Raw genomic sequence first — 17,726 nt, 5'->3', positions numbered from 1 at the left:
GTCAGATCACCTCACTTTCCAAAATAAACATCTCTTCCTGCACACTCGCCACCCGGCACGAGAACATGCACTGCTCCCGATTCCAATCGAACGTAAACTGATCTACCGAATCCGTGCGTGGATCAGCCAGCAGCGTCTCCGTAACCATCCGGGTGATCTCACTTTCCATCACACCCCGGCTGTCACCCTGACCAACCAGTTCTTCCAGCTCCGATCCATAATTTCGAGAGTAAATTACATGCCTGTACCGCGGCGTCTTCACTGCCTTGATGCACCACTGCACCCAGGCTTCATGAGCACCTGCCGCAGCCACTTTGCCACTTGGGGTCAGCACAAAATCCCCGGCATCGTAATCGAATCGCCAGCTCCGTCCAAAGCGCACCTCTTCCGAAGCCGTCCCAGACAGGTCCTCCTCATCTCCCCAGACCACACCCGTTTCCGGGAACAAACTAGGCATTCGCACTCACCACCTTACACAGCACCACAATGTCGTTACCGCCATTCACCCGCATCGCCAGCACCCGATCTCCCGCTTTCAACCCTTTTCCAAGAGACCACACTGCTTCTTCCACTTCCCCTTTTTGTAAAAGAAACCGTCCCGTGCCCGTCGTTCCGCCGTTTGCCACGTCAGGTATACCGGAAATCGAGCCAGCAGCCTCGCGCTCCGGCAGTCCAAGCGTGCCCGGCAGCTCGGCCACGAGATAGTCCTGTACTTCGTGCTTGAAATCATCCAGCTTCACGCCGGAAGAGGTCATCGTACCCAATACCGCGCCCATACCGCTCACAGCCTGACGAGAATGTGTACTCATCGCACCCCGCATGACGTCAGCAAAATGCCCATACGGATCATCTTTATTCAAGGTAATACCTCCTTTTTACCAGCTCAGCCGTCCCCAGCTCCAACGTCATCGTTCCAGGTCCGGCAGACAGATCACGGCTGACCGACATGACGATCAGCTTAAGTCCTTTTAATAACACTGCGTCCCCGGCACGAATCGTATTCACATCCGGTGCGGAGATCGTAAAGGTCTCCTGAATACCCGTCAGATGACTTTTCGCCAGCTTTTTGGCGGCGGTCGCCGTTTTGACCTGATCGTCCTCGATCAGCTTTTGCAGCGTGCCCAGTTCGGCTACACCGTCCTGCTCAATCGCGAGCACTTTGGAAGGAACTTCTTTGCCACTCGTAGACTCCGAAGCTGCCAGTATTTTAACTTTGGTAACCGCTCCTTCGAGCGTACGCATCTGGGTCAGATCGATCAGTCGATCCAGCTCATACACCTTCGCATTACTTCCTACCTGGAAGAGCTGCAACCCACCGGGCGTCATCCGTGGATGGTACATGTCCCCGCCGGACTTCGCCGTTTCCTTCAGATCGGCAAACATCATCGAAAAAATGGTCTGCGACCGATACACCGCTTTGCTCAGCTTCGTTTTGGTATCCGGCAGCTCGGCGTATGGGATCTTCCATTCCTTGGCGTACGTTTTGAGCCGCTGCATGGCAGTCTGGTCCTTCGGCAGCAGGAACTCGTCCTCCGATTTTTCCAAATAAATCATCCGGTCATAGACGGTCAGGGACAGCCGTTTGGTGCCGCTGTTCGAGCTTTCCGCTTCCCAAATGACGGCAGGGTGCAGCAAGTGAACCATTGATTTTTCGCCAAAAGGAACCCCGCTGATCCGAACCGCCATACCCGGTGATATCGCAGGCAAACCGGAAGAAGCAGACACCGCCAGTCGGATGTTCGCCTGATAGGCAATCTGGTCGAGCGAATCCTTCAGCGTAATCGTCTCCACCAGCTTGGTGATGTCATATTTGTCGTCCACAATAACCTTGTAGGTCATGGCATCACCAGCTTTTGTCCCGGCTTGATCCGGTTCGGATCACTGCCGATGGTTTTCGCGTTGAGCTTGTAAATCTCGTTCCATTTGGAACTGCTGCCCAGCTCAAGCTTTGCTATTTTGGACAGGGAATCGCCGGATTTCACGGTGTAGGTCTTGCTGCTCGTTTTCAGATCCGTACGAGAACCTGACTTGCTCGCTGATGTTGCACCGCCAACCTTCTCCACTTTGGAATCTCGCCATGTGCGCAGCGTAATGTCGAAGTAAATATCTCCGCTCTCGCCGCCCCGGAAGGTCGTATTGTGCGAGATCAGATACACCGGCACGTTCACCCCCGTGTTCGTAATGATGAAGCGCAGCGGCTTTTTCGACACCAGAAACGTATTCAGCATATTCATCGCTACCCGCGGATCAGGCAAAGGCTCGTACATGCAATAGGACGCATCGTATTCTTTTGGAAAAAAAGAAGAGAAGGTGATCTCCTTCACCTTCTCCCCCTGCGCAAAATCAAACTCGCCATGCTCCAGCATATTAATCGTTTCGTACCCCTTGGATCGGGAGATCGTCAGTTCTTCCGGTTTCACCGGAAATTGAAACTTCGTTTTCCCATCGATCAGGGTAAATTCCATTTTGATACCTTCCACGTTATCTTCAAATACAGTCATGACAGGCCTCCTTTCTGCTTAGGCCATAATGGTTTTTCGGTTTTCCATCGCACGGCGGAACTCTCCGGAAATTCGCTGTCCAACTTGGAGTGAAAGCGCATCGTAGTCGATGGCATTTTCCCGGACCGTCACCTGCACAGCGCCTTGAGGTACATTCACGGAGATTTGGTTGGTTGTCTCGGTTTTAAAATCCTTGAGGTAACCGGACAGACTGCTCATCTGCTCTTCGGAAATTTGAACGGTCATCGTGGACGATTTGCCATTGGCATTCGCAGTTGTCTGCGCTCCATTACCGAGTGCCATTGCCTGGGATTGCATCAAGCTTGTCCCCATGAATCCGGCTGCCGTAGGCTGACCGAACTTGCTGTTCATATAAGCCATTGGCCCGGTTGTAGTGAGTGCAGATGGAACATAGGCAGGTGGCGGCATCGGTGGGCCGGCGGGTACTGGAGTTGGCTCAGCAACCGTTGTTGCCTGAGCTATTGAGGCTGTAGACGGTGATGCAGCAGGCGTTTCTTCTTTCTTCGAACCACCAAAGAAATTGGAGATACCATTGAAGAAACCTTTCGTTTTCTCCATAACAGTATTCGTTCCCTCCAGAGCAAAGTTCGCCAGTTTCGAAATGCCCTCCGCGTTGTTCTTGATAAACCCACCTACCTTATCGCCAACCCAGCCACCAGCTTTCTCGCCAAGCCAGCCACCTATTGCACCGCCTACCAGGGTTCCACCCACCGGGATTACACTGCCAAGGATGCTGCCAAGAGTAGTTCCTACTGCACTACCAGCAACAGAACCGACCGCACGCGCGCGTTCCTCTGGAGGGGCGCTTGCAAGATCATTAATATTGCTAAGCATACGAATCGGCGCAAGCAACTTGCCTGCTCCCTTGGCTAACCCACCACCTAGTTTACTGATAATACCTGGACCCCCATTGCCTCCTGCTCCACTACCACCGCCACCAAATAACCCTTTCACATCTCCCCACATTCCATCTATACCACCGATTAAATCGGAACCTGCGGTCGAGAAATCGTTCATAAAAGTAGCCCCGCGTTTCGTAACTCTAAAAGCTTTCTTCCATTTATTGCCTGGTGTAGATGGGCTTTTGATTTCGTTCCAAAACTTTTTCCCACTACTTCTGGCGGCGAATCCCTTTTGCACTCCAGATGAGATCGATTTACCTCGATCAAACATACCTTTCATTTTTTGCAGGAAGGTTTTAGGCTTTTCTTCGCCTCCCGAAGCAGCCCCAATATTGATGGAATCCAGCTTGGCACTCAACATACTAATAGATTGCGTGTTTACACTCAAAGCATCAATTAATGGTTGTGTATTCATATTTAACGGTTGTGAATTCACATTAACGGACACGTCTGAAATTTGATGGCTGACTTTGAGTTGCACATCAGCTACAGCTCTTAACATCGTAGGTTGGATTTGCTTCATTTTTTTCAACAAACCATTTAATGCTGGAGTAGCATGGTCTGCCAGATCAACCTGGGGAGCAATCCGCAGCCTGCTCAATCGCACAGCCGTGCTATAAATACTTTCCAGCCTGCGCCCGGTCGTTCTCAACTCATTGTTCACCTTGATCAAACTCTGATAGCGTACTCTGCCCAGACGTTCGGTCGAACGCTGGATCTGATCCAGATACCGGATCGTCGTCCGCATTTCCGCATTGGATTTGGATAAACCCACAATCATTTCTGCCATTTCTTTCACCTCCTGCCCTTTCTAATTATCGATTCATTTGCGAGGTGATCGCTGCCATTTCCTCTTCCGAGAAAGCAATTAACAGCGAGCGTTCCCCACGTGGCAAAGACCAGAACTCTCCGGGCCGTAGATGATGACGGACCCACATGTGATACAGGAACGTGGTCATCCCACCGGAGTGAATCAGTTTTTTAGGTCTTCAATCTCCACACCGAAGCCGGACAGCTCCAGCACTTTGTCGCCAACGGCGTCCAGCTCACCCGCGAGCAGCATACGGCGAACTGCTTGTTCACCACCGGACAGCTTCATGCGGCCCGTAATCCGGTTGTCTCCCCAGCCGGACAGTTCCAGACTGCGTACTTTCAGTTTTACCGTCGCTTCGGAAATCAACAGCGCGTTAAATGTTTCGGTATCCACCTTTTCCTCTGTGCGGCCCTTGACTGTTTTCCGAATCGTACAGCGTTCACGGATCTGATCCACTTTGGAGGACGTTAATCCACGCAGGGTAAGCAACAGATCCAAACGTTGGATGCGTACATTCTCTTCCGGCAAACGCTCTGCTGCTTCAAACAATTGATCCAAAATTTGTTCTTCAGATAGATTCTCATTCATACTCATAGGGTGCGATCTCCTTTTTAATTCACAATTGAGTCAGCCATCTTACAAATTCAGGGACAACAAAGAGACCGAGAATTTCTCGGCCTGCCTGTGTATCCCGCTTCTGTTAAGTCTCGTTGCCCGTACGCCTGATCAGACAAGCTTTGTTACGAGGTCTTTCCGAAGTTCGGAGTCATTCCATCCTTAGTTCGCAACAATCGGGTTCAACAATTCAAATCCTTCAAACGTAAAACCTGTTTCCTCCGGCACTTCCTCACCCGCTGTCCAGTTGGCGAGCTGGATTTTATCCACCATGCAGCCTTTCAGCAAGACACTCTCATGTCCGTAAGACTCCGGATCGTTCAGCTTCGAGATAATCTGGAATTTGGTGAAACCACGCATGATCATATCCGAAGTGACTTTGTAACCCGTCATTGTGCCAGTTCCTTTTTTCGCACCATTCTTGTGTACTTTCCAATCGTTGCCGACCAGATTCAACTCACGCTTCTCGATTTCCACACTGGCCTCCAGCTTATTAATATTGGTCTGCCACACACCATCGATATGCAGCTGACCATAGGTACCGAGAATTACTCTTGACGCATCCAACATGACAATTCCTCCTTGGAATGGTTGACTGATCATTGTTACACGGTATAACTCCGCGGGCAGAACAATCTTCCGATCGCTGTTATCCCCGGATTTTAATGATTCTCTTTTCAGATGGGAAAATCCGGTGATAAAGGCGAAGCGTATGCTTCCGATGTAGCTTTCTTTCAGAAAACTTTTAGCTCTGTTTCTCCAGATTTTTTCTGCCCTCTCCGTTATCGTGTAAAACATCAGCTCAAATAATTTTAGTCAATCTAATTAACCGATCTTCTCTTCTCTACTGCTTATTGCACGTAAAACGTTCCAAACAACTGCTCCATCACATCCGTCAGCTTCACATTCCATTGCAGGAATACCTGATCCGCCTCCGGCTTGAGAATCGGTGCAGCACCATAATACGCCGGATCGAGAACGACATCGTATCCCTCAGCTTCAATGACATTGCTCTGAGCGAGCAGGGCCAGATAGGCTTTCATCGCACCGATTAGTGCCTGACGCCCCTCTTCCGTATTGTTCACTTTGCCAATATACGTATCTTCAGCGGAACGCTGCAAATCCGTGTTAATCGCATCCATCACACGGATGGAACGGATTTTTTTCCAGGCATTATTCTGTCCTGCGGCAGGGGTCACGAGTGTATTCACACCGCGAAGCGCCTTCACCTGACGGCCATCATGGAAGAAAATAAATACACCATTCTGTACCGCCTGCTCCTGTTCTGCACGAGTCCAGCGGCGTGTCACGTCATCGAACGGAGTTGGTGCATATGTCGTAGATTCATTCAAACGTTGTCCGGCAATTAGACCTGCGACATAAGCAGACGTTTCCGCCGAGCTGTAGAACGCTCCTCCCAGACGCACTCCCGTACCGACATTAATTACGCCTTCGTGATTCAACGTGAGTGAACGGGCAGAAGCCTTCTGTGCAGCTGTTGCGGAAGTATCATCCGCCGTGGTGCCGCCGAATACAGCCATGACGGGTTTACCCTCAGCGCGCACACGTTTCACCCATGCAGCAAAGCTCGCTAGCAAAGGCGCATCCGCCGCATGATCCAGTGCTAGCACGTCAAATTGCTCACCTTCCAGTGCGCCCTGCACGGCAATATATTCCGCATTGGTGAGTCCATCGTTGCCACTTGCGCCGCCTTTGAACGCCGCTCCCGCAACGGTTGCAACAACACCCGCACCGTCACCAATCGCCTGAGCGTTCACCCAGATATTACTTTCATCCGCATTAATCGCTTTCGCCAGGCCAGCTGCCGAAATATCCACAGTCAGAAGCGCGTACAGCACCCGATTGCCTTCAAACAAGCGAACTTCATGCTTCGTATTATCAATTACACCCGGCTGAATCGTGACGTAGAACCCGTTACCTCGGTCGCCTGGATACTTGGCGTCCAGTTGTAGAACGGCTGCATCACTACTGTCTTTCAACGTAAGCGTGGCTGCTTTTGCCGTTGCTCCGGCTACCCGGTAAGCGAGCAGCTTTTTCGGTCCACCCAGCAGAGCCAGCTTTAAGGATGTATAGGCTGTTCCGTTATCCAGAGCATGTGCCGAGAAAATACGTTCAATTGCAGCTTCACTGCCAACTTCTACAAAAGTACCTACAGGCCCCCAGTTCGCCTTAATCGGCACAACTACCGTCCCACGATTACCCGCCTGAATGGCCGAGGACGCTGCCGCCTGAAAATTCATATATAAGCCCGGAAGGACCGGACGATTCGTTTGCTCCCAAGTTCCGCCTGCCATTATCCCTTCACCTTCGCTTTCATAAATTGGTTAATTCGCACCTGTGCCTCTTCAATGGAAAACATCTCTTGCGCTGCTTCGTACAGCGCACCATACAGCACCTCTGCCTTAACGGCAAAGAGGGCTTCGGCATGATTCATCAGCTCGGCCCGCGTATATTGCGGGGCAGCCTGTTTGCTTTTTTTCACGGAGCTTGCCATGGCCATCTCACCTCATTGTTTGACTATGATTTTGCAAAACGATAATCTCACGTTATGACTTCCGCGCTACGATCTTGAAGCATGAAGCTATAATTTTGAACTATGAATTTTTGATCCTATGAACCTACGGTTTTGATGCTAAAGTTATCATTTTAAAGCTACAATCTGGAACCTGTACTCAGAGTTCCTCTCGACTAACGTTTACTCTATCCCCTTGCTATGATGAATCTCGCGGATCAATGGTGCATCCGTACTCGGACGACGATTACGTTGCTGCAGCGTCAGACGAATCTGTCCATTCAAGTAGGCGTCTGCCTGCAAGTCGGCAGAAACTTCATCCACCGTCACATATCGCGTATCGTCTCTATCCGTCAAAGCGATTCGGGTCTGCACAGCCAGTTGTTCAACCAGATGTGTGACCGTTTGTCGGACATCTCCTACATTCGCAGCCACCACATGACCAATCCATTGCTTGCGAACCTCCAACGCCGAAGTCCCTGCGGCTGTTATATTGCATCCCATCAATCGCCACAATATGGACTGGGCCCTATAACCTCCAGGCCAAACATCCCCATATACGAACCATTCCTGTCCGAGCTGAGCTTGTGTCCAGCTTTGAAGTGCAGCCATCCACGAATCTGCTGTTTCAGCTTGAGCGCGTTCCATCGTTTCCGGAACATACACCCCAAACCGCAGGCTGCGCGTCACCAGTCCAGAACTGGCGTCCACACGATCACAGTCCGAGGAGCCCAGATAGATACAGGTAAATGCCCCGCCTTCCTCATCCTCCAGCCGAACCTGATGCAGTCCTTCCATCAGCACTGCTGACCATGCTTCCACTTGTTCAGCGCCCCCATCTTCGGGACGTGCATATGGGGAGATTTTGATGACCCTCCTATACCCCGCCCAAGCAGACTTCGGTACTTCTTCCGCAAAAGCAATCACGGCACATGGTCCGGTTAACACCTCTCCCGGTGCAGAAATATCCTGTACTCGGCCATTCCAGGCAGGGACAAGCGCCTCCAGCTTCATCTTCAGCGTTTGCCTGATGGCGCTGCTTAATCGGTCTGTGTGTGCCAAAGTGTTTAATCCACTACGATTAGACACATTCATTTCGCCCCCTTCAGCTGCAAATTTGCGTTCTGCCCGCATTGCGCAGCGACAATGTAGCAGCAGCGAATTCCCCCTTAACGCAGCTTCTGAATATTTACCGGAGCCAAAGCTCGGACACCATTCACCGCATCAAAAAGACCGGCTCTTTGTGGCCGGTCTGTACATTAGCGTATGAGCTTTCGGTGTGTGTCCTTTGCTATTGATCCGATAATACAATCTTACACCCTTTCATCCCTAGCGCGGATGGTGATTCGTACGACTTCGGTGCGATTAAGGGAGTAACTGGGGTGGAAAAAAGACGACTCCGCGTGTCTCATACCATCAGCACCTTATTTCAGCGTAACCTTCGGATTCAATGTGATCTCAAACGCACGTCCCCAGATGAAATCGGGATTTGCATATTCCAACAGTGCACTGCAATACTCCGCATAGACCACTTTTCCATTACAAATTTGCCTCATCGCTACATTTCCTTGGGCGAAAGCTGGTTTTCCCGCTAGTGTCGCTGTATGGGCCTGCATCAAATCCCGCAGCAACGTCTGCAGATGAGCGTAATCCTCCTCGGAGTTGAAGAGTGACATGTTCTGATCTGCAAGGGTTGCCACATTGGTATACAGCACATGCGCTCTCGAATACGTCCGAATATCGGCAATCGCTACAGCTTTATAGTAGTAATCTTTCAGGAAACGCTTGAACAACAACGACCCTTGGGCATTCATGGCATCTCGCAACGCGTGGGCATGTGTTTCTGTTGTAATCAGAGCATAACGGGATTGTCCCATGCCCACAGCCATACCGATTTTGTTCCCCGGCGTATTCCATGCGCTGTAACCCAAGACCCGACCCGTATACGAACTGTTCAGGAGTGCTTCGGCTACATCGACGTTGGCTGGACCTTTTCCTACAAAATCAATCAAAACCGAAGGAAAACCCTTCTCACCATTGCTCGTCAATTGCGCCACAGCCGCCTGAACCTGATCCAGAGCCGTAATGGCAATAATCTCAATGTCCACCCCCGGCTTTTCCCCCGGTTTTCCTGGATGGCGATTCGTCATGCGATCCAGCTCAGACGCCATGTCAAACGAAGAAGCTTCATCGACAGATGTAGCACTCGTTAATTCATTCCCATTTTCCATATTGGAAGTTGTATCCGTTCCCGCTTCAGGTGCCGGGTAAGCCGAATCCGCCACAACCACACCACCTACTACATCCACATGGCGCACCACATTCTCGTGCAGATTCATATATTCGTAGGTATTAATGATCGTGGAACCATGTGGACCGAAATATTTCACGGCATAACGTGTTTTCGCCCCGCCGCGCAGCAATTGGTTAGCCATGCGTGCCACCAGAGCGTGACCCAAACCATCGGCATCTGGAAGGATAATCGCCCGATCAGGGTTTTGTCCATCCGTCCCACCGAGCCATTCATTGATCCGTGCCTCCACATAATGGATTTCATTAATCTGAACGCCCTGTGTATTCGCATCATCGACACCTACGGCGAGAAAATCAATATATCCTTTGCGGGCGAGCTGATCCAGGATGTACAGATTCGTTTTGAATTTATGTTGTCTGGTGTTGTAGTATTGTTCTTTATTAAAATAAGTCGTTTCCCCATATTCCGTAGACTCTGGAGACAGGTTGTACCCGTTCACAATGTCCTCGAATGCCGTAAAGGACTGGCGTGGCTGCTGCATCAGTGCACGTGACTCGTTGTACGCATCCAATGCGAGGCCGTCTGCAAATGAGGTGGTGGCAAGTCGCATAATGGTATCCATTACAAACACCGGTTTGCGTGGATACTTTCCTTTAATGGCTTTGATCACATCGAGCAAACGGGTGGTGTCCTGGTCGTAATCCGGATATGCGCCCCCTCCATCTTCACGAAGCTGGCGACTGCCAATCAGCCCGCCATAAGCCAGCATATCCGAAGAGAGGATGAATCCATCGACTTTGGCGGCATGCTTCAGAATGAAATCATGAATGTTGGACGGTTTCCCATACGCAGGCGTAGACGTTCCAAGCAAAGTTGTGCCTTCAACCGTTTTTTCGGAATCCAGACGATTTTGAATGTCACCCAGGTGCGGTGTAATGATATGGATACCGGCTGCTTTTCCTTGTACAACGACGTCATCCAGATTCGCTGGACGATCATCCAGTGGAACATACAATACTGTTTTCATATCCTAAAACCTCCTGTTAGATATATTCAGTCTTTCTTTAGTACCCGATCAGAGCAAGTGTGCAATCACCGCATGAAAAAAACCAGCCCTGGCCGGTCTGTACATTAGCGTATGTGCTTATCGGGATATGTCACTTGCTGCTGATCCGATAATATAATATTACATGTTTAAATCGGTCGCGCTGACGGTTATCCGTACGTATAAAGTCTGAATACCGACGCCATCATAGCGGTTAAACGTCGTTTTCTAGCAGAAACTTCTGCCGGATCATCCAACCAATCCATTCCTGATGCTGTTTATATGATATAAAGCAGGCTTGCAAACCCTATTTACAAAAAAGGATGGATACGATCATGAAAAAAAAGCTCTGGTTCTATCTGTGGATCGCTATTACCAGTTATATGGCTGGCCCCGTTATGTATGCGTTGACAATGTATACCTTTTATCAGGAAACCGATGTTGTAACTACATCTCTCCTTGGATGGACCACTGCAACATTCTCATCCGTTGGGATCCTGTTTATCCTGGTCACGGTCATTCTGCTTCGAGTGTTCCACATCTATTATTTCTGGCTGCAAACCCTGCTGTTTGAGCTGCTTTTTGTTGTGTTTGTCTATATGACCATTGTTCTTCTTGGGACTGGTTTCACGAGACTGCCCCCGCTGTCCTTTCCATTGACGCCCGAAGGCATTCCCTTGTGGATATTCTGGGGGAGTATTGCACTGATGAGTTCCTGGGGAGTATGGACAGCGCGTCAACCTATCCGAAGATCACCATACATGCTGGTATCCAGAGTCATGCTGATCCTGTTTATCCTTGAAATTTGGCCCCGTTAAACGATAAAACGGAGCATCGCCTTCTCAGGCAGTGCTCCCTCTCTTGAATGTATATTTTCTCACGCAATAATATAGCGGAAGTTTTCCCAGCTTTCCGGAACCGAGTTTACGTTTCGGGCGTGATGATAGAAGCTGAATGGAAATTTGAACACATGACCTCCGTTCCAGTCACGGGAACGTCTGTCGGTAAGCCAGTAATCCAGCTCATGTGGCAGTGCCTCGGAACGCTCCGCACGGATCAATGGCAATTGATCGACTGGAGATTGCAGCGTTGGCATCTCCTGCTCAACATCCACATCCCGGCTCAGGCGCAGTGCCTTCACCATGGTGAGAAATGGAGGAATGCCTTTGTGGAACAACGCAGGATAATCCAGTTCATATAATATGTTAAGCGCGTGCCCATAGGTCAGCATATGACCGATTAGATCATGATGCGCTTCCGCCTGATAGATCGTCCGGAAAGCACCAAGCTCATCCAGAATGAGATGGGATAATTGTTCTGGTCGTTCAATATCTGGGAACCCGTCGGCCTCATCTATTTTCAAGCTGCGAATTTCTTTCACGGTGGTGTTCACCCAGGATCTCCCCGGTATGGTTCGCTCAAACGAATCAATAAGTTCAACCATCTGGTCCATGTCGTGCTCCGTCCCCCAACCATCCAGCTCACGAATGGCTTTCAGACTGAGGGCACCGTAGATGGCCTGATGTCCAACCCAGTGCAGCTCGCCGATGGTTCGATCCAGCGCTGCCGTAATACGAGCTTCGGACTCTTCCCTCGGTAAAACTTCACCTTTCAAGGAACTCACCTCATCGTTCAACCCGTGCTGGCGAAGCATCGCTTTCGCCTCAGCCGTAACGCTGCCCGCTGCAAGGGCAGTGAGACGATTTTCCCGTACCCAAAAATAAGCCGCAATAGCTCCCGCTCCATAATGGACGTGCCACAAATCACCTGTACGCTCCCGACTGGATACCATGATGGTCAGCCCTTCTTCCAACAAACGTCGATCCAACATGCCACCACCCTTCATCGATGCCAAACTAATAATACGAACGACCAGCAACCGTTTTTTAGCATATTGCATTCGGATTTATGCAAAACACCCCTTTTAAAGCGTTTACTTCTATATGATGATTCAAATCGTGCACATATGCCCATTTTGCCTTTTGGTCCGAATTTTACCCAATGCGAAGTTTTCCGACGTCACGGATCGACACTTCAAGTGGATATATGTTTGATTTTTGCTCGGAGAAGAACCAGGTTCGTTCCTTTTTCACCACTATAAACAGACCGTTCGCATCACCTATGGGGGCAAAGGTATCACTAATCTCTCTCCATCGTTTCAATCCCATCCGCTCAAGTTCATCCACCGTGGAAAGCACATCTTCCGTAACTAACCCCACCTCACACACTTGCAGCAGCTCCTTCTCCGAAAAGGGATGGTCACTCTCGTTATGAAGGGGATGATGAGCAATCAGTTCCAGGATGTTACCGGCAGGGTCTTCAAAGTAAAGCGAATGAGAGTCCCAGTTGGTGGAGTAAGTCTCATCTTGATCCTCATGCCGACTCAGACGTACTCGTGCCGCAGCCCATGCCTTGGCTTCCTGAAAACGATTCGTTGGGATCAACCATGCGAAGTGATAAAACGGATTTTGATCTGCTTCACTCCGCATGAATATCATCTTTGTCAATCCAACTCGTAGCGTGAAGGAATGCTCGGACTCCTCAAGCAACTGCAAACCCAAAATATCTATATAAAAGTGCTTAATGTCCTCCAGTCGTGCTGTATATAACCTGACTTCTTCAAAAATCATGCTGTGTCCTCCTTCACCCGACCGTTCATCTTCTCCCACTGACTCCATGGCACCATGCCGAGTTCCGGCTTCGCTTCATCCGGGAGCATCGATATGAATTCCAGAGAATGACCATCCGGATCGGTAAAATAGACGGACACTGCAGGCATCCAGCCGAATACATACAGTTCACCGATATCATCATCCAGAAAGTTATGCGTCTTGATCCCTTTATCCTCCAGATAGGTGACGGCTTCTTTCATATCCTTCAACGATACCTGAAAAGCAAAATGCTGCCGCTTCACCTCGGAAGGATCTTTTTGCCACAATCCCAGCATGGCGTTGCCTTCACCGCCAATCCAATAAAAGGAGTTCCCTCGTTCCTTCTGCCCATAAGCATGCGGCAATCCAACGATCTGTTCATAGAAATGATGGGATCTTTCCAGATCCGTTACGTTCAGATGTGTCTCAAATATGCCTTTAATCATGATAAAAACCTCTTTTCTCTCTCTTTATCTATGGCTGGCCTCCCATTACTTCTTTCTCTCAACTCCCGGAAGATTTCCGTGCAGCCGTTAACGTCTGGGCCAGATTCAAGAATGAACCAATGACCCGCTGAACCCGATCTTCGATATCCTGGCTGCCTTCATATTCTTCGTATCCATCAAATGTAGCTTCAAACCTTCTCCGCTGTGCACCGCCAATGGAAATCCACTCCTGAGCGTTAATGCCGTGCAAATTGCGGACAATTGCCTGCAATTGCAAAAGCGAGCTCACACCAACGGCTCCGCCTGATGAACTGATTGACAATACTGGTTTGCCACTGAAGTGAGCTTGACTTAGGTGATCCAACGCATTTTTGAGTACGCCGCTGATGCTGCCGTGATACTCTGGCGTAGATAAAATGATGGCATCTGCCGCGAGCATGCGCGTGTTCAGGTCTGCCAGGTTTGGATCTTCATTCTGTTTTTCATCCGGCGCATAGAATGGGAGCGGTGTCTGATATAAGTCGAACAGGCTGACTTCATGCCCCTCACCGCTAATTACCTCCACAGCATATTCTCCCAACCGTGTACTGGTTGCATTTTTCCGATTACTGCCTGCCAAAACCATGATATTCATATATGTCACTCTCCCTCAAATTAATTCAACATTCAATCTGTCGTTATCCTACGTTTCAACTTCCCCTACTGTCATCTTACCTTGCTTCCACCTTGGAATCGTCGGCAGATAGACTTAACTTGCAGCACAAAAAAACTCAACCTTTGGGTTGAGTTTCTACGACTTTAGACTGAGAATATGTTGAAATGGATCAGACGACCCAGCCATTTCTTACGGCATGAAGCGCAGCTTGCGTCCGATCTGCCAGCCCCAACTTGTCCAAGAGATGACTGACATGAGTCTTGACCGTTTTTTCGGTAATGACCAGTTGTACGGCAATCTCTTTATTACTCAAACCTTGCGCGATCAGCCCCAGTACCTCTCGCTCCCGACGGGTAAGCATGTCCGGTCCTCCACTGCGGTCAATCGAACATGATTCGTTCACCTGACCGTGCTGTTCTTTATTCTGAGGCGGAGTATCTGTATGCGCATTAGCACGGAGATGCCCCTCATTTACTGATAATTCAGAGGAAGCCATCACATGCATCAATTGTCCCGCCGCTGCTGGATGAAGTTCCACCTGACCTGCGTGCACATTACGGATAGCAACAGCCAGGTTCTCCGGCTCGATATCTTTTAACAGATATCCTTTCACGCCTGCACGCACGGCGGGTACCACATGATCCTGATCCGAGAAGGAAGTAAGCACAATGATACGGATTCCAGGCAAGAGCGTACGAATTCTTCTCGCTGTCTCAATTCCGTCAAGTACCGGCATATGCAGATCCATTAATACAACATCCGGATGCAACTCCTCTGCTTGTTCCAGGGCTTCCAGCCCGTTCGAAGCTTCACCCACCACTTCCATATCCGACTGTGTGGACAAAAAAACATGTAACCCACGCCTCACCATCGCATGATCGTCAGCGAGCAAAATCGTAATCGGCATATCTTCTTCCCCCTGACTTTATACAGATTCGAACGGAAGTGGAATGACGACCGTTACCGATGTTCCCTTACGGGATGAACTTACAAGTTCGAGGCTGCCGCCCAGCGATTGGGCACGTTCCCTCATGATGGACAGGCCAAGTGAAGTGGGGGGCATGGCCTCACGCCGTTTGGCCCCGCCCTTCCCACGATCTGTAACCGTTAATATCGCTTCATTATCGCTTAACTGAACAATGATCTCAGCGGAAGTGACTCCCGCGTGTTTACGTATATTATTGAGCGCTTCCTGACCGATGCGCCACAGCCCTTCCTCAATGCTTCGAGGCAAGGAACGCATCCCCGTCCGTGTTACAACGACCTGAAGCCCCTGCCCTGTACCATATTCCTGTAATGCACTGAGCAGACCAGACTCCAGACCCGCCGGACGCAGCTGCATGATCAGGGCACGCATTTCTTTCAACGCTTCCTGCGACAGGGAACGAATATCCTTCATCGCTTCGGCTGCCGGATGCAGATGTTCTTGTTCTGAACCAGCCAGCATGCTCTCCGCACCTTTGGCTGTCAAGGAAAGGGAGAACAAAATCTGATTCACCGAGTCATGCAAATCCCGGGCCAGTCGATTTCGTTCCTCCAATCGGGTCAGCTCCCGGCGTTTATCCACCAGCCTCAAACTTTCCCATGAGGCTGTAATATGCTCAGCCAGTGCATCGAGAACCTCACGATCTGCCTGAAGAAAACCATTGGCCGAAGCCAATCCAACCACCAGCACCGCCGTTTCGCCGGGAGCACTTAATGGAATGGGAGCGGCCAAGCCCAAAGGCAGAGCGGACGGATTCACCGCGTTAAGGCATCGTGTAGAAACTTCTTGAATTTCCGGTGCCGACAATATCTCTGCACGGTGAGAATGAATCACACGCCGCATATGACTCTCCCCCTCGGAAGAAAGGTCGCAACGTGTCGGCAACTCAGCCTTGCCATGGGTATGGGCAGCCTGTACCCGAAAGCTTCCATTCTTCTGGGAAACGAGTGCGACAAAAGGCCAGTCATAATGATGACCCAGCAGCTTGACCACCCTCTTGGCCATATCATCTGCATTGTTGCAATCATTGATTGTCATACCCAGCGAACGGCTGAACTCCCCCAGCCTGACGTACAGATCTGCACGCCTTTGCTCCGCGCTGTATAATCGCATCCGTTCCATTGCACTGCCGATCTGATAAGCTACCGCCTGCAGAAGTGCCAGCTCACTATTACTGAAATGCTCTTTCCCCGGAGCAGCAACATTCAGCAGTCCCAGCATCTTCTCCCCCGACCGCAGTGGAACCGTTGCATGATGGGTGATGTCATGCGTATCTCCCCATTGATGTTCAACAGCATCCTCCAGACGTTTGCAGTTTATAATATTGACGGCATTATCGAGTCTCCCGTCCCGGAAACGATTCACGCACCAGCATGTGCCACAGCGCATGGGCTCCTTGTCTTTACGCAGCAGAGCAGGAGGCAGACCGTGATCAGAAATACAGGAGTATTCTCCCTGCGTACCAATCAGGAACACCCAGCCCGCAGTCAGCCCCGTCAGTTCCAATAGTTTGCCCAGGACCGTATCCAGCATCAGATTCAGGTCGTTGGACGTATTGAGCGTTTCCGCGATCGTCTTCAGTGTATACATCTCCTGCATCCCGGCTTGTTCCGTCATGCGGATTCCTCTCCTTTGACTGATCCCTAGTGTTGTTGTTCAATTATTGTATACAATCAGCGAAGGATATAAAAGGATGAACTTCTTGCATTGCGTTCTCAGCCCAGCTTCTGTCGTTCTTTGCGAGATACAGATAATGGTTCCATATTCATCAGACCACGGTCGGACAAAGCCAGCGCCATTTTGTAGAAAGCACGCGTCCGAATCTTCGTATACGTATCCTTGCTGACAGGCGGGTCAAACACATGGTTATACACTTTATAGTCAAATACATCGTCATCCTTCAAATAGCGTTCTCTAACGAGCACACGCTCCTTTTCGCTCAAGCGGGATACCACAAAATCTATCGTATCGCAGTAAGCCTGACGTGCACGCTGTACATCCACATTATAAATTGCCGTTCTGGCTGTGGAATCCCCGGTCACATTCGTTGCACCATGGAAGCGCTCTGCGTAACTCGCCGTCACCATCACCTCCCGTTCTTCAAAAGCAATCGTTTTATAAATCCGGTATTTTTCCAGCGCGGCTTCAACAGCAGTCTGTGTTTTGCGTCGGTCCAATTCGGGCAGCATCAGTTCCATATTCATTCTCCTCCTTAAAGGGTCAGTTAAACTCGCATTCATCTCATCTTTATTAGGGTTATCCGGTTCTCAGAAATAGTAACGGCATTTTTCAAGTTTTTTGTTG

The 17,726-nt window shown here is 50.0% G+C and carries 20 protein-coding genes; 1 reads left to right on the top strand and 19 read right to left on the bottom strand.

What is annotated here, in order from left to right; all coding sequences use genetic code 11:
* Position 1: 1 nt before the first annotated feature.
* The 12 genes from JNUCC31_RS21560 to JNUCC31_RS21510 form a co-directional block, all read right to left on the bottom strand.
* The gene (locus JNUCC31_RS21560) at positions 2–457 is read right to left on the bottom strand and encodes a DUF2634 domain-containing protein (RefSeq protein WP_192264615.1); all 456 of its coding nucleotides are present in this window, start codon (positions 455–457) and stop codon (positions 2–4) included.
* Entirely contained in the window at positions 450–860 is a 411-nt protein-coding gene (locus JNUCC31_RS21555) for a hypothetical protein (RefSeq protein WP_192264613.1), read from the bottom strand. The genes JNUCC31_RS21560 and JNUCC31_RS21555 overlap by 8 nt, the downstream gene beginning before the upstream one ends.
* Complete coding sequence (locus JNUCC31_RS21550) at positions 853–1,839, bottom strand: XkdQ/YqbQ family protein (protein WP_192264611.1); 987 nt, start codon at positions 1,837–1,839, stop codon at positions 853–855. Before JNUCC31_RS21550 ends, JNUCC31_RS21555 begins: the two co-directional genes overlap by 8 nt.
* A complete protein-coding gene (locus JNUCC31_RS21545; RefSeq protein ID WP_192273222.1) occupies positions 1,836–2,465 on the bottom strand; it encodes a LysM peptidoglycan-binding domain-containing protein in 630 nt (209 codons plus the stop codon). The genes JNUCC31_RS21550 and JNUCC31_RS21545 overlap by 4 nt, the downstream gene beginning before the upstream one ends.
* A gap of 54 nt (positions 2,466–2,519) precedes the next feature.
* On the bottom strand, positions 2,520–4,214 hold the full coding sequence (locus JNUCC31_RS21540; RefSeq protein ID WP_192264608.1) for a hypothetical protein: 1,695 nt from the start codon (positions 4,212–4,214) through the stop codon (positions 2,520–2,522).
* 25 nt (positions 4,215–4,239) lie between these two features.
* Positions 4,240–4,362 carry a hypothetical protein gene (locus JNUCC31_RS33855; protein ID WP_256337973.1) on the bottom strand — a complete coding sequence of 41 codons (123 nt, stop codon included), beginning with the start codon at positions 4,360–4,362 and terminating at the stop codon, positions 4,240–4,242.
* Positions 4,363–4,397: 35 nt separating this feature from the next.
* A complete protein-coding gene (locus JNUCC31_RS21535; RefSeq protein ID WP_192264606.1) occupies positions 4,398–4,832 on the bottom strand; it encodes a phage tail assembly chaperone in 435 nt (144 codons plus the stop codon).
* Between the two features lie 183 nt (positions 4,833–5,015).
* A complete protein-coding gene (locus JNUCC31_RS21530) occupies positions 5,016–5,423 on the bottom strand; it encodes a phage tail tube protein (protein ID WP_192264604.1) in 408 nt (135 codons plus the stop codon).
* 281 nt (positions 5,424–5,704) lie between these two features.
* Positions 5,705–7,168 carry a phage tail sheath subtilisin-like domain-containing protein gene (locus JNUCC31_RS21525; RefSeq protein ID WP_192264602.1) on the bottom strand — a complete coding sequence of 488 codons (1,464 nt, stop codon included), beginning with the start codon at positions 7,166–7,168 and terminating at the stop codon, positions 5,705–5,707.
* Positions 7,168–7,368 (bottom strand): YqzN/YkzM domain-containing protein, encoded by a 201-nt coding sequence (locus tag JNUCC31_RS21520; protein ID WP_192264600.1) that lies wholly within the window; start codon positions 7,366–7,368, stop codon positions 7,168–7,170. Before JNUCC31_RS21520 ends, JNUCC31_RS21525 begins: the two co-directional genes overlap by 1 nt.
* Before the next feature lie 201 nt (positions 7,369–7,569).
* Positions 7,570–8,475: a hypothetical protein gene (locus tag JNUCC31_RS21515; RefSeq protein ID WP_192264598.1), complete on the bottom strand. Its 906-nt coding sequence runs from the start codon at positions 8,473–8,475 to the stop codon at positions 7,570–7,572.
* Positions 8,476–8,810: 335 nt separating this feature from the next.
* On the bottom strand, positions 8,811–10,667 hold the full coding sequence (locus JNUCC31_RS21510) for a DUF4127 family protein (protein ID WP_192264596.1): 1,857 nt from the start codon (positions 10,665–10,667) through the stop codon (positions 8,811–8,813).
* Between the two features lie 353 nt (positions 10,668–11,020).
* Here JNUCC31_RS21510 and JNUCC31_RS21505 point away from each other — a divergent pair, with 353 nt between their 5' ends.
* Positions 11,021–11,503 (top strand): hypothetical protein, encoded by a 483-nt coding sequence (locus tag JNUCC31_RS21505; protein ID WP_192264594.1) that lies wholly within the window; start codon positions 11,021–11,023, stop codon positions 11,501–11,503.
* 59 nt (positions 11,504–11,562) lie between these two features.
* Here the strand turns inward: JNUCC31_RS21505 and JNUCC31_RS21500 are convergent, their stop codons facing one another.
* From JNUCC31_RS21500 to JNUCC31_RS21470, 7 genes are all read right to left on the bottom strand, one after another.
* A complete protein-coding gene (locus JNUCC31_RS21500) occupies positions 11,563–12,585 on the bottom strand; it encodes a hypothetical protein (protein WP_228469167.1) in 1,023 nt (340 codons plus the stop codon).
* 94 nt (positions 12,586–12,679) lie between these two features.
* The gene (locus tag JNUCC31_RS21495) at positions 12,680–13,315 is read right to left on the bottom strand and encodes a VOC family protein (RefSeq protein ID WP_192264592.1); all 636 of its coding nucleotides are present in this window, start codon (positions 13,313–13,315) and stop codon (positions 12,680–12,682) included.
* Entirely contained in the window at positions 13,312–13,782 is a 471-nt protein-coding gene (locus tag JNUCC31_RS21490) for a VOC family protein (RefSeq protein WP_192264590.1), read from the bottom strand. The genes JNUCC31_RS21495 and JNUCC31_RS21490 overlap by 4 nt, the downstream gene beginning before the upstream one ends.
* A gap of 58 nt (positions 13,783–13,840) precedes the next feature.
* A complete protein-coding gene (locus tag JNUCC31_RS21485) occupies positions 13,841–14,416 on the bottom strand; it encodes an NADPH-dependent FMN reductase (protein WP_192264588.1) in 576 nt (191 codons plus the stop codon).
* A 190-nt stretch (positions 14,417–14,606) separates the two neighbouring features.
* Positions 14,607–15,344: a response regulator gene (locus JNUCC31_RS21480; protein ID WP_228469165.1), complete on the bottom strand. Its 738-nt coding sequence runs from the start codon at positions 15,342–15,344 to the stop codon at positions 14,607–14,609.
* Positions 15,345–15,362: 18 nt separating this feature from the next.
* The gene (locus JNUCC31_RS21475) at positions 15,363–17,039 is read right to left on the bottom strand and encodes a GAF domain-containing sensor histidine kinase (protein WP_192264586.1); all 1,677 of its coding nucleotides are present in this window, start codon (positions 17,037–17,039) and stop codon (positions 15,363–15,365) included.
* 98 nt (positions 17,040–17,137) lie between these two features.
* Entirely contained in the window at positions 17,138–17,620 is a 483-nt protein-coding gene (locus JNUCC31_RS21470; RefSeq protein ID WP_192264584.1) for an ArpU family phage packaging/lysis transcriptional regulator, read from the bottom strand.
* Positions 17,621–17,726 lie beyond the last annotated feature (106 nt).

It is taken from the genome of Paenibacillus sp. JNUCC-31 (assembly GCF_014844075.1).
Lineage (GTDB): Bacteria > Bacillota > Bacilli > Paenibacillales > Paenibacillaceae > Paenibacillus.
This window is presented reverse-complemented; position numbering and strand designations above follow the sequence as displayed.